Origin of the sequence: Halomonas sp. ISL-56, assembly GCF_018612805.1 — a bacterium.
Classification (GTDB): domain Bacteria; phylum Pseudomonadota; class Gammaproteobacteria; order Pseudomonadales; family Halomonadaceae; genus Vreelandella.
Genome location: NZ_JAGGRO010000031.1, coordinates 115,874 through 128,052, shown reverse-complemented (window position 1 = coordinate 128,052; position 12,179 = coordinate 115,874). Strand labels below are relative to the sequence as shown.

The following is a 12,179-nucleotide window of genomic DNA, read 5'->3' as shown; positions in this document are numbered from 1 at the left end:
GGGGTAAGCCTAAAGGCGCAGCGGCAGGAATATGGTAAGCTTGGCGGTTCAACTTAATGTACGAATGGCAAGAGGATTAGGCCAAGATGGCGGCCAAGCCGATCTACCGTGTGGTGGTTCACCAGCAGGGTGAAATTTGGGATTTATACGTCCGAGAGATCTTTCAAAGCGAACTCTGGGGCTTTATTGAAGTCGAGGAGTTTGTCTTTGACGATGCTTCACGGGTAGTGGTTGACCCTGCGACTGAAAAATTGCAACGAACCTTCGATGGTGTCAAGCGTAGCTACCTGCCCTTAAATGCGATTGTGCGCATTGATGAAGTAGAGCGCGAAGGACCATTGAAGGCGGTCAAAACCGATGCCCGGGTTGCGGAGTTCCCCCGTCCCTTTCCGTTGCCCCCGCGCGGAGAAGGGTAAGCGTATGAGACAAGCGCACCGCTAAGCTAAGCGATAAGCGCTGTTGGCTTCGTCCGCCTTGCAGCGTTTTTAATCAGGACATGATGTCATGCTAGTAAACAGAACTCGTTATCGAAATTACGCCGCTGCGGCTGGCCTTTTACTCAGTGTTACCAGCTTCAATGCCACGGCCCAGTCCGCTAACCAAGCGTGGGTGACCGATGAGTTGAGCACCTATGTGCGCAGCGGCCCCACCGATGGATACCGGATCATCGGTACGCTCAACGCAGGTGAGCAGGTGGAGGTGCTGGAAACCAGCGGTGACTACACCCGTGTGCGCAACAGCGACGGCAATGCGGTCTGGGTGTTGAGCAATGAGCTTCAGCAAACGCCGAGTGCGGTGGAGCAGCTACCCGCGTTAGAAGCGCAGGTAGAAGAGTTAACCGCCGAGCTTGAGGGTATCAATGAAACCTGGGAGCAGCGTACTGCCTCAATGACTGAAACGCTTGAAGTTCGCGAACGCCGTATTGCCGAGCTCGAAGCGAGCAATCAGGCGTTAGATAGCCAGGCAGAGCAGTCGCGCCAGCAGGTTAGAGGGCTTCAGGCTCGTTTGGAAACCCAGGAAGAAGACCTACTGATGCGTTACTTTATGTATGGCGGCGGTGTCGCTGGCGCGGGCTTGTTGGTGGGGCTGATTGTGCCGCATCTGCCGCGTCGGCGTAAAAAGCGTGACCGTTGGTTCTAAAAGCGCGGTAAGCCCTATCTGCGTGTAAACCCTATCCGCAGATAGCGCAAGCGATGACAAGGTGGTTAGACAATGAGCGATCAATGGCGCAAGCGCTGGCAAGAAGGGCGTATTGGCTTTCACTTGCAGCAGGCGCACCCGGCACTGTTGCGCCATTGGGCGTCCCTTGACGTTGCTAATCGCACCAAGGTGCTGGTGCCGCTGTGCGGTAAAAGCCTGGATATGCGCTGGCTGGCGGATAAAGGGTATCCAGTGCTGGGGATCGAGTTTGCCCCTGAAGCCATTGAGCAGTTTTTGGTTCAGCGTAGCACTGCAGTATCCCGTTACCGTCAGGCAGGGTTTACGATCTCCCGCCAGGGCAGTGTGGAATTATGGTGCGGGGACTTTTTTCACCTGCATATACAACAAGCCGCTGAGATTGGCGCGTTTTATGATCGTGCTTCGCTAATAGCGCTGCCGCCAGCCACTCGGCAGCGCTATGCGTTCCACCTTGCGCAATTGGTACCACCTGGTGCCAAAGGACTGCTGATTAGCCTGTCGCATAACGATGGTAATGCTGGGCCGCCCTATAGCGTGCCCGCTAGCGAGATCGAAAGCTTGTTCACCGCTAATTTCACGTTAACATTTCTGGAAGAGGGTAGCCCGGATGAGCGTGGCCGAACGGAGAGTGTGTGGGCGCTAGAACGACGCGGGCCGCGCCTTTAACGTTAACAATAGCGTTATGAAGGTGCAGCCCGTGCCTGTGGTATTGCTTTAAGGAGATATCTTAACGTGCGAGTAAACGGCCTAATTCCGGGTCGCTAAAAACACGGTTCATGCCATCGCTGAGTAGATCGCTTAGCATTCGCGTATTGCTGTCGGCATCGGGCTTCAGGGCGTAGCCCTGAGTACGGCGTGAGGTGTAGGTGCCGGTATAGGTGGTTCCCTTGTTTTGAGCGATAGCGCGGAAAACACCTTCAAGACGCGCTTCATCGACCAGCGGCTGGCCGCTGTCGCCACGGGCATAGTTCAGGCTGGCAAGTTCCAGCGTTAAGCTTGGGCGGCCCTGGGCCTGCTCGGTGGTAGGGCTAAAGCCCATATCTCGTACTGCACGCTCAGCCTCTTCCTGCAAACGCGGAATCAGCTCGTGGCTGCTAACGGTAATATGTGCGGTCGACATGCCGCCGCCAGCACGATTACCGATAATGTCGCTCTCGCGGCCATCCTGGGCAATAACAGTAACCTGCTGGCCTGAGCCAACTTGCGGCACCTGTGCGCTGCGCTCAGGACTGAGCTGCAAGTATTGGGGGCTGGCGCAACCAGCAAGCCATGCACTGGCAAGCAGTACACCTGAAATCCGTAAAAAGTGACGCCGAAGCATGGTCTTCCTCCGCTATGGCTAAAACACCAGTATAACGCGGGTGACGCGTTGGCGGTATGTTCCAGGGCTTGTTTTGCGCTACGCCACTGTGATGGTTGAAAAGTGAAGCTAACGGGGGCTTCAGGCTGCTTTTTTCGAATCGGGTCCCACGATTAGCCAGACTGACAGTAAAACGATCAATGAACCAAGTAAAAATCCGCTGGAAATTGTTTCATCAAGAACTAAAAAGCCCCACAACACAGCGAAGGGTGGCACTAAGAATGTAACGGTGAGCGACCTTAACGGCCCAATGTCGGCGACCAGTCGAAAATAAAGAATATAAGCGAGGGAGGTGCATAAAAAGCCGACAGCTAGCAGACTGAACCACACATCACCTTGGAGCCAATCAATGCTGGGGCCAGATGAAATGTTCCAAAGCAAAAAGGGAGTGAGAAAAGCGGTAGCGCCTATTTGGCTGCCAAACGCAACCAGGGTTGAATCCAGGCCGCCCTGTTGGGTTATCCACTTTCGGGTAAGAAAGCCCGCAAAGCCGTAACCAATAGTGGCTATGATACAGGCAGCAACGCCAATATAGATGTTGCCAACAATATTTGAATCACCCACGGTGGTAATAACGGTGATGCCAACAATACCTAGCGTTACACCCAGCCATTTTTTTATAGTTAATCTCTCGCTAAAGATAAAAAAGCCGATCATGGCACCCGTTAAAGGCGTTGTCGCATTTAAAATCGCTGAATAGCCAGCAGGTAGTAACGTGGCGGCTATGCTGTACATAAGAAATGGAATGCCTGAGTTTATGGCACCCAAAATCAAAATTTTGCCTAGTTTGCCTCTGAACGCAAGGCTTTTACGTATGATAACGATGATTACAGCCAAACCCATGAGCCCAAAAAAGACTCTAAAAAACGCTGTGTTGATCGGGCCTATCGCCGGGGAGGCGATTCGCATAAAGAGAAAGCTTGCTCCCCAGATAGCGGCTAGCGACAGTAGGCGTAAATAGTCTATTGTTCTCATTTTATGCCCTTTTCAAGGTTTCTATTAGTCAAATGGCGATTGGGTTGGCACAGTGAGACATAGTATTGCCTTCTTAATGGTGTGGAAAACCCGTTTCTTGCTGTCTTTGTAGTGAGCACAAAATAGGCACAGCTATGACGTTTACAGATCTGTTTGAAAACGATGATATGAAGTTGATTAATCTGCTTCCACACGATGGTTTTGCTTATTATTATGGCAAAATCTCAGACTTAGCTACCGCCGATAGTTATTTAATCAAGTGCTTAAGCGAACTAAGCTGGGAGCATGATCGCGCGTTTATTTACGGGAAAGAGATCGTTACAAAGAGGAAAATAGCTTGGTATGCGGATGAGCCGGTCTCCTATACCTACTCCGGGTATACCAAGAAGGCGTTGGTATGGCCGGACTTCCTGCGCGAAATTAAGCAGCGGGTGGAGAGCGACTGTGGAGAGACGTTTAATTCGTGCCTGTGCAATTTTTATAGTTCAGGCGAGGAAGGCATGAGTTGGCACAGTGATGCCGAGAAAGACCTTGTCGAGAATGGGGTCATCGGGGCATTGACCTTAGGCGGAGAAAGGAAGTTTTCGTTTAAACATAGACAAACAGGGGAGAGTGTTTCGCTTACGTTAGAGCACGGTAGCCTGTTGATTATGAAAGGCCATACGCAAAAAAATTGGTTACACAGTCTGCCCAAAACCAAGAAAAATGTTGAGCCACGAGTGAGCTTAACCTTTAGGCAAATGCGTTGCTGAGCTAATCCGATGAAATGCTAACGCTAGCTACCCCTCCTCGGGCGCGCTAGCGCTTCTGCTGCGTTATGCAACGCGGGTTTGTTCCGCCGCTTCTGCTTCTACTTTAGGAAAACGACGCCAGTGGCGGGGGTGAGCGAATAAGCGCTGCCCACGTTGTAGCGCCAAGTGTTCAAAATCGGTATGACGTATGGTGGCCAGCCACGGCTGGGCGAGCCAATCAGCTTCAAGCTCCACGCGCACTTCAGCACCGACTGGTGAGATCGCTGTGATCGTGACCGGCAGGTGGCTCTCAGCGGTAGGCTGCTCGGTTAGGCGCACTTCGTGGGGGCGTAGCAATAGCTCCTGATGGCCGTCGGGCAGGTCAACGTGCCAATAGGCGTCTCCGCAGGTTAAAACGCCGTTGCTTACCTTGCCTTCGAGATGATTCACATCGCCCAGAAACTCAAACACAAAGCGATTTTTGGGCGTGCGGTAGAGGTCATCGGGGGTATCGATCTGCTCAATACGGCCATTGCTCATTACCACCACGCGGTCAGATAACTCCAGCGCTTCTTCCTGATCGTGAGTCACAAACACGCTGGTAAAGTTAAGTTCGTCATGGAGATGGCGCAGCCAGCGGCGTAGCTCTTGGCGTACCTTGGCATCGAGTGCGCCAAATGGTTCGTCCAGTAGCAGTACTTCAGGCTCCACGGCTAAGGCGCGAGCCAGAGAGACCCGCTGCTGCTGGCCACCTGATAGCTGAGCAGGATAGCGATTGGCAAGGTGCTCTAACTTAACCATTTCCAGCAGCCTAAATACCCGGGCACGAATTTCGCCGCTACTGGGACGACGCTTTCGCGACAGTACGGTCAGCCCAAAGGCCACGTTGTCGTAGACGCTCATATGGCGAAACAGCGCGTAGTGCTGAAAGACGAAGCCGATACGCCGGTCGCGCACATGCACGTTGGTGACATCGCGATCGCCAAACAGAATCTTACCCGGCTTAGGAGATCGGTCTGCATTTTCCAGGCCCGCAATAATCCGCAATAGGGTGGTTTTGCCCGAACCCGAAGGGCCGAGTAGGCCGACCAACTCGCCTTCGTGAATATCCAGATTGATCGGCTCTAACGCCTGGGTATTGCCGAAGTGCTTAGCGATATTGTGTAAGCGAATGCTCATGCAAATGCCTCCCGGCGCGCTGCGCGCCATTCCAGCCCGGCCTTGGCGGCGAGCGTCAGTAGGGCAATCAATGCGAGTAGGGCCGCGCAGGCAAACGCCCCCACGGCATTATAATCCTGATAAAGCTGCTCAAGGTGCAGAGGCAGCGTATTGGTCTTGCCGCGTATAGCGCCAGAGACCACTGATACGGCACCAAATTCACCCACTGCACGGGCGTTGGTAAGAATCACACCATACAGGAGTGCCCAGCGAATGTTGGGCAGCGTGACGCGACGAAAGGTTGTCCAGCCGGATGCGCCCAGCGTCACGGCTGCCTCCTCTTCACGAGAACCTTGCGCCTGCATCAACGGAATCAATTCGCGGGCAACAAAGGGGCAGGTCACAAAGATGGTCACCATTAGAATGCCCGGCCAGGAGAACATTAGCTGGATATCGTAAGTATCCAGCCATCCGCCGATCCAGCCGTTGCGGCCGTATAGCAGGAGGTAGATAAGACCAGCCACAACGGGGGATACCGCAAAAGGAATATCGATTAGCGTTTGCAGAATGCGCCGTCCGGGAAAGCTGAAACGCGTAACCAGCCATGCCAGGGCAACGCCAAACACCAAACATACTGGAATGGTTAACAGCGCGATCACCAACGTTAAGCCAATTGCATGCAGGGTAAAGGTATTACTCACGTTGGCCCAGAAGACCATAACGCCCTGAGAGAATGCTTGAGCAAAAATGGCCACTAGCGGCAGCAGTAAAAAAAGCGCTGATAGCACCAGGGCGACACCTATCAGCAGACGCCGTATAAGCGGCGCATCACCAATTCGACGCATTACCCCTTACCTCCATGCAGACGGCGCACAAAGCGGCCCTGCCAAATGTTGATCGCCAGCAGCAGCGCCAGGGAGACAAACAGCACTACCGAGGCAATCGCTGATGCCCCGGCATAGTCATATTCTTGCAGCTTGACGAAAATCATCAGTGCGGTGATTTCCGTTTCGTAAGGCATATTGCCGGCGATAAAGATAATTGCGCCGAACTCGCCCAGCGAACGTACAAACGCAAGCCCAGTACCGGTCACCAAAGCAGGCCAGATATGCGGCAGGATGACACGACGAAATGCCACACCGTCGGTAGCACCGAGCGACATGGCGGCTTCGTCGACCTCCGCGGGCAGGTCTTCCAGCACCGGCTGCACCGTGCGCACCACAAATGGGATGCTGGTAAAGGCCATGGCTAGGGCAATACCTACCCAGGTGTAAGCGACTTGAAAACCTAACGGCTCCAGCAATCTACCCATCCAGCCGCTGCTGGCGTAAAGCGTTGCCAGCGTAATGCCTGCCACGGCCGTGGGCAGCGCGAAAGGGAGATCCATCAGCGCGTCGAGCAGCCGTTTGCCGGGGAACTCATAGCGCACCAATACCCACGCCAGTAATAGCCCAAAGATAGCGTTGATGATGGCGGCCACCGCCGCCGCGCCAATGGTGACCATATAGCTGGCGACGACGCGACCTTCGGTGATGATCGCCCAGTACTCGGCAAAGCTAAGCCCCGCTAACTGGCTAAACAGGCCGGTTATCGGCAGCAGCAGTACCAGCGAGATAAACAGCACGCTGATACCCATAGAAAGGCCAAAACCCGGCAGCACGCGTGTGCTGCCGGATCGCCAGGTGGCAAGTTGACTCATAGTTCAGGTTGGCTCATAGGTGAATATTAGCGACGCTGTAACTGGTCGAGAAGGCCACCACTGCCAAAGTGAGTTTCCATTGCCTCGTCCCAGCTGCCGAACACATCGTCAACTTCGAGCAATTCGGTTTCCGGGAAGTGATCAGCAAACTCTTCAACTACCGCTTCGTTATGCACCCGGTAGTTGAAGCCCGCCAGCAGTCGCTGGGTCTCTTCGGTATAGAGGTACTCAAGATAGCTCTGGGCCAAGTCGCTGTTACCGTTGCGTTCAGCGTTCTCGCCGACAACCGCCACCGGGAACTCGGCCAGAATGCTAACGGGTGGCACAATCACTTCGTAATCATCGCTACCGTATTCGCTACGAATATTGTTGACTTCCGACTCAAAGCTAATCAGCACATCGCCAATTTCACGCTCGATAAAGCTGGTGGTCGCCCCACGACCGCCGGTATCAAATACCGCTACGTTGGCCAAGAAGGTGCGCATAAAGTCTTCGATTTGCGCTTCATCGCCGTCGAATTCGTTTTCGGCAAAGCCCCAGGCAGCTAAGTAGGTATAGCGTCCATTACCCGAGGTTTTGGGGTTGGGGAACACCATCTCCACGTCTTCTTTAACTAGGTCGTCCCAGCTTTCGATGCCTTTGGGATTGCCTTTACGCACTAGGAACGCGGTAGTGGAGTAATAGGGCGAGGCGTTGTTCTCAAACGCATCCTGCCAATCTTCAGCCACTAGCCCTGCATCGGCGAGTACCTGCACATCGGTGACTTGGTTGAAGGTCACCACATCGGCCCGAAGGCCCTGCAAGATGGCTCGCGCTTGGGCAGAGGAGCCGCCGTGTGATTGGCTGATCTCAATCTCTTCACCGTGCTCCTCCTGCCACCAGGCTTGAAATTCAGGGTTTATCGCCGCAAATAGCTCGCGAGCAATATCGTAAGATGAGTTGAGCAGTTCCCGCTCTTGGGCGGCGGCGGTTCCACTTACCGTAACGCCTAGTGCCATCGCAATCAGGCTGCGGCGGAAAATTGTTGGCAGTGCCATAAAAGACTCCTTAAAACAGTAAGCGTGTTGTGTCGCAATACTGGCAAGGTTAAATCTATCAATGTGGAATTACAATCATGTTTTATATTCTATTTAAGAATATGGGTGTGCATCGATGCACAATGTAAGAGCCTCTGAGTGATGGGGCTTAGCGGGTGGCTCTGGTAACATAGCGGACTCATTCCCTTGTTAATTTAGGAACCTGTTATGACCGCTGCGCAGGACTTTTTGATTGCCCCCTCTATTCTTTCCGCTAACTTTGCGCGGCTTGGCGAGGAAGTCGACAACGTGCTGGCGGCTGGCGCGGATGTGGTGCATTTCGATGTCATGGACAATCACTATGTGCCCAACCTCACCATAGGCCCCATGGTATGCAAAGCACTGCGCCAGCACGGGGTGACGGCACCGATTGACGTGCATTTAATGGTCAAGCCGGTAGACCGTATGATCAGTGATTTTATCGAAGCGGGTGCCAGCTACATTACTTTTCACCCGGAAGCCTCGGAGCACGTTGACCGTTCGCTGCAGTTAATTCGTGATGGTGGTTGTAAAGCAGGCTTAGTGTTTAACCCCGCCACGCCGCTCTCTTACCTCGACTATGTGATGGATAAAGTCGATATGGTACTGCTGATGAGCGTTAACCCTGGTTTTGGCGGGCAGTCCTTTATTCCCGGCACGCTAAACAAACTACGCGAAGCGCGGGCGCGTATTGATGCCTCAGGACGTCCGATTCGCCTGGAAATCGACGGTGGGGTGAAAGTGGATAATATCGCTGAAATCGCCGCCGCGGGCGCCGATATGTTCGTGGCGGGCTCAGCTATATTCAGCGCCCACCAAGCCAGCGACCCACACGGCTATGACACGGTAATCAAGCAGATGCGTGCGGCGCTGGCCAAGTAAAGGGTCTCTAAGTGTCGCTTAGTGAAGCTTCATGCGCGGTTTTAAGTAACGATTAAGTTTATCAACCAGCCACGCGAGTCCCGTCTTCGGCGCCCCATGAATAGAGAGCTGGTGCATGCGGTAGAGCGATGCATAGGCTTGGCGAGCCAGCCAGCCCTCTAAAAACAGCCCCTTGGAGGCGGAACTCCGCATTAAATTGCCCACCGCATCAAAGCGGGCCAGCGATACCAGCGAGCCGTGATCGCGGTAGCGGAAATCGGCGAGCGGTTTGCCTTCCAGTTGGTTGACCAAGTTTTTGGCCAGTAGCTTAGCCTGTTGATGAGCCGCCTGGGCGCGAGGCGGCACGCTGCTATCCTCACCCATTGGGCAACTGGCGCAGTCGCCCAGGGCAAAAATCTTCTCATCATCAATGCTTTGCAGGGTTCTGTTCACTTCAATTTGGTTTTTCTTATTCGTTGTAAGGCCAAGTTCGGTCAAGAACGGTGGCGCTTTAATCCCCGCTGCCCACACGTTTATGTCGGTCTCGATCACTTCATCTTTACCGGTGACCAACTGGTGCGCCTGGGCTTCCTTAATGGCGGTGTCGATGTGGACGGTCACGCCCAAACTCTCAAGCTCTGTTTTGACGGTTTGACTAATACGTTCGGAGAGCCCTGGGAGTAGGCGAGGGGCGGCTTCAATCAAATGAACGCTAATCGTTTGGTGATCTTCCGCCGTCACGCCGTAGGCGTTGAGCATTCGCGAGGCATCAAACAATTCAGCCGCAAGCTCTACGCCCGTCGCACCGCCGCCGACGATGCCAATGGTCAACTGGGTATGCTGGCGCAGGTTGGGGTCGGTATAGCGCAGGAAGGTATTGATCATATCGCGCTGAAACGCTTTAGCCTGCTGGGGTGAGTCAATAAAATGGCAGTGCTCCGCCACGCCGGGCGTGCCGAAATCGTTGGAAACGCTGCCTATTGCCATGACCAGGTAGTCATAGGCAAGCTCCCGGGCGGGCAGCACTTCTTGCCCATCCTCATCATGGATCGGCGCTAATTGCAGCGTCTGCTGCTCACGATTGATGCCGGTTAGCGAACCGCGCTGATAGCGATAGAAGTGAGCAGATGAATGCCCGCGAAGATCCACCTCGTCCATGCTCGAATTCAGCACGCCGGTGGCCAGTTCGTGGAGCAGCGGTTTCCAGACATGGGTGGTATTGCGATCCAGCAGCACAATTTCTGCGCGTTTGCGCTTACCTAAGGTGCGACCTAACCGGGTGGCGAGGGCTAAGCCACCCGCGCCGCCGCCAACAATCACGATTCTGGGAGTGGGCATATCACTACCTCCTTAACTAAAATAGCCCTAGCATAGAAGGTTCTCACGCGTCTGACTAATGCGAACGTTTGCTTTGAGGGGGTAAACTGATGTTTAAATTAAAACGAGGTAGAGAGCATTGAAGATTCACCCAATAGACGATACAGCGCTACACGCTGTACTTCAGGGTAAGCGGCTGATTGCCTTCGATTTAGACGGCACCCTGATCGATTCAGTGCCGGATCTTGCCGCTGCCGTGGCGCGCACATTAAAAGAGTTAGCTCTGCCCGAGCCAGACGATACAAAAGTACGCGACTGGGTCGGCAACGGTGCGCCAGTGTTAGTCGAAAGAGCCTTGAATTGGGCGTTAAACGCGACACCTGATCCCATGCTTCAGCAGCGCGCCTACGAGGCTTTTATGCGCCACTATGGCGCTGCACCCAATACACTGACGACGCTCTACCCTGGGGCTCAGCAGACGCTTAAGGCACTGCATCAACACGGTTTGATGCTGGTGTTGATCACCAATAAACCCGAGCGCTTTATTGAGCCTCTGTTAAAGCACTTCGAACTGCTGAGCTACTTTACCCTATGGATCGGCGGTGATTCACTGGCCGAAAAGAAACCCCACCCTTTACCGCTGCTGCATGCCGCTCAACACTGCCAAATACCGCCAGCTGAGTGTGTGATGGTTGGCGATTCACGGCATGATATGGCTGCCGGTAAGGCGGCGGGTTTTACTTCCCTTGCGCTACCCTACGGTTATAACCATGGTGAGCCGATTGAAAACAGTCACCCCGATCTAGTGCTTAATTCGTTAACTGAATTGCTAATAACTGCTCCCAAATGACCCAGGCGACTGATTGATCGCCAAGATCCTACTGAGCCGTAGCGCCTCCCAGGGCAGTGTGCATAACCTCAGCGTTATGGTGCAGCATGGCGGAGTAGTTGGCAGCGGGCCCATCTGCACCGCTCAGCGAGTCGACATACAGCGGGCCTGCCAGGGGGAGCGATGCTTCCCGTGACAGGGCGTCCATATGAATACTGGGCGTGGTGCTTTCAAAAAACAGCGCTGGTGGGCGTGGGCGATTATTAGCAAGGTATTCGCTCATTTTGGCCATGGCCTGGGCACTGCCTTGGGTCTCATGGTTAACTCCCCATACGCCTTGCGCTTCAAATGCGTAAGCGCGGGCGAAATAGCCAAAACCTGCTTCGCTGGTCACTAATGTACGGTTAGTTTGTGGAATGCCTTCGAGTCGCTCTTTCACCGCTAGGTTTAGAGTGTTCAGCGCCTTGCGTGCCTCTTCAGCGCGGGTATAAAACGCCTCAGCCTGATCCGGGAGATGCTCCGCTAGGGTCTCGGCAATGACATCAATGTAGGCCGCAGCTCCCTCTGGATCCATCCACATGTGTGGGTCTAATTCACCTTTGTACTGGCCGGTCGAGATCATTAGCGGTGCATAGTCGGCCTTTTTAGCCACTTCCACTAGAGTGAGCTGGTCGTGAGACATCGCCTCAACGTGGCGTATCCATGGCTCCAGCCCCAGCCCGTTGTAAAACACAATATGGGTCTCTTCTAAGGCCAGCACATTGGGCGGGGTTAACTCCCAGCGGTGGACATCTTCTCCCCGTGGAACAATGACGTTAACGCTGACCGTATCGCCAGCCACTCGTTTGACCAACTCCTCCATGACTGAAAACGAGGCAATAACGCGAAGCGTTGAGCTGGCATAGGCTGGCGCAGCGCTTATCAGCGCGACGAATAAGAGCGTACATACCCAGGTAACCCACTTTGACATCCCACGCTCCTAACTGGCTAAAAAAGCTATCGAAAAAGACCGCTG

At 53.9% G+C, this 12,179-nt stretch carries 14 protein-coding genes; 6 read left to right on the top strand and 8 right to left on the bottom strand.

Features of this window, described 5'->3' with window-relative positions; genetic code table 11:
* The first annotated feature begins 86 nt into the window (after nt 1-86).
* The 3 genes from J7J49_RS21735 (at nt 87) to J7J49_RS21725 (ending at nt 1,845) form a co-directional block, all read left to right on the top strand.
* Nucleotides 87-416, top strand: coding sequence for a DUF1820 family protein (locus J7J49_RS21735; RefSeq protein WP_007113264.1), 330 nt, complete (start codon nt 87-89; stop codon nt 414-416).
* An 88-nt stretch (nt 417-504) separates the two neighbouring features.
* Entirely contained in the window at nt 505-1,140 is a 636-nt protein-coding gene (locus tag J7J49_RS21730) for a TIGR04211 family SH3 domain-containing protein (protein WP_064233605.1), read from the top strand.
* A 72-nt stretch (nt 1,141-1,212) separates the two neighbouring features.
* Nucleotides 1,213-1,845 carry a class I SAM-dependent methyltransferase gene (locus tag J7J49_RS21725; RefSeq protein ID WP_215095626.1) on the top strand — a complete coding sequence of 211 codons (633 nt, stop codon included), beginning with the start codon at nt 1,213-1,215 and terminating at the stop codon, nt 1,843-1,845.
* A 61-nt stretch (nt 1,846-1,906) separates the two neighbouring features.
* On the opposite strand, the gene J7J49_RS21720 is transcribed toward J7J49_RS21725, so the two are convergent.
* On the bottom strand, nt 1,907-2,500 hold the full coding sequence (locus J7J49_RS21720) for a YajG family lipoprotein (protein WP_215095624.1): 594 nt from the start codon (nt 2,498-2,500) through the stop codon (nt 1,907-1,909).
* A 120-nt stretch (nt 2,501-2,620) separates the two neighbouring features.
* Entirely contained in the window at nt 2,621-3,514 is an 894-nt protein-coding gene (locus tag J7J49_RS21715; RefSeq protein ID WP_215095622.1) for a DMT family transporter, read from the bottom strand.
* A gap of 134 nt (nt 3,515-3,648) precedes the next feature.
* Between J7J49_RS21715 and J7J49_RS21710 the strand changes: the two genes are divergently transcribed.
* Nucleotides 3,649-4,266, top strand: coding sequence for an alpha-ketoglutarate-dependent dioxygenase AlkB family protein (locus J7J49_RS21710; protein WP_064233609.1), 618 nt, complete (start codon nt 3,649-3,651; stop codon nt 4,264-4,266).
* Nucleotides 4,267-4,329: 63 nt separating this feature from the next.
* Here the strand turns inward: J7J49_RS21710 and J7J49_RS21705 are convergent, their stop codons facing one another.
* From J7J49_RS21705 to cysP, 4 genes are read right to left on the bottom strand one after another with little or no spacing between them, the layout of a single operon-like run.
* A complete protein-coding gene (locus J7J49_RS21705; RefSeq protein WP_215095620.1) occupies nt 4,330-5,424 on the bottom strand; it encodes a sulfate/molybdate ABC transporter ATP-binding protein in 1,095 nt (364 codons plus the stop codon).
* Nucleotides 5,421-6,248, bottom strand: a complete 828-nt coding sequence (gene cysW, locus J7J49_RS21700) for a sulfate ABC transporter permease subunit CysW (protein ID WP_215095618.1) — start codon at nt 6,246-6,248, stop codon at nt 5,421-5,423. Before cysW ends, J7J49_RS21705 begins: the two co-directional genes overlap by 4 nt.
* Nucleotides 6,248-7,102 (bottom strand): sulfate ABC transporter permease subunit CysT, encoded by an 855-nt coding sequence (gene cysT / locus J7J49_RS21695; protein WP_215095616.1) that lies wholly within the window; start codon nt 7,100-7,102, stop codon nt 6,248-6,250. Before cysT ends, cysW begins: the two co-directional genes overlap by 1 nt.
* A 26-nt stretch (nt 7,103-7,128) precedes the next feature.
* Nucleotides 7,129-8,139 carry a thiosulfate ABC transporter substrate-binding protein CysP gene (gene cysP, locus J7J49_RS21690; protein WP_064233613.1) on the bottom strand — a complete coding sequence of 337 codons (1,011 nt, stop codon included), beginning with the start codon at nt 8,137-8,139 and terminating at the stop codon, nt 7,129-7,131.
* Nucleotides 8,140-8,346: 207 nt separating this feature from the next.
* Between cysP and rpe the strand changes: the two genes are divergently transcribed.
* Nucleotides 8,347-9,039: a ribulose-phosphate 3-epimerase gene (gene rpe, locus J7J49_RS21685; protein WP_064233614.1), complete on the top strand. Its 693-nt coding sequence runs from the start codon at nt 8,347-8,349 to the stop codon at nt 9,037-9,039.
* A gap of 18 nt (nt 9,040-9,057) precedes the next feature.
* Here the strand turns inward: rpe and J7J49_RS21680 are convergent, their stop codons facing one another.
* Nucleotides 9,058-10,356: an NAD(P)/FAD-dependent oxidoreductase gene (locus tag J7J49_RS21680; protein ID WP_215095614.1), complete on the bottom strand. Its 1,299-nt coding sequence runs from the start codon at nt 10,354-10,356 to the stop codon at nt 9,058-9,060.
* A gap of 118 nt (nt 10,357-10,474) precedes the next feature.
* Here J7J49_RS21680 and J7J49_RS21675 point away from each other — a divergent pair, with 118 nt between their 5' ends.
* On the top strand, nt 10,475-11,185 hold the full coding sequence (locus J7J49_RS21675) for a phosphoglycolate phosphatase (protein WP_215095612.1): 711 nt from the start codon (nt 10,475-10,477) through the stop codon (nt 11,183-11,185).
* A 28-nt stretch (nt 11,186-11,213) separates the two neighbouring features.
* On the opposite strand, the gene J7J49_RS21670 is transcribed toward J7J49_RS21675, so the two are convergent.
* A complete protein-coding gene (locus J7J49_RS21670) occupies nt 11,214-12,134 on the bottom strand; it encodes a metal ABC transporter substrate-binding protein (protein WP_064233617.1) in 921 nt (306 codons plus the stop codon).
* Nucleotides 12,135-12,179: the final 45 nt, after the last annotated feature.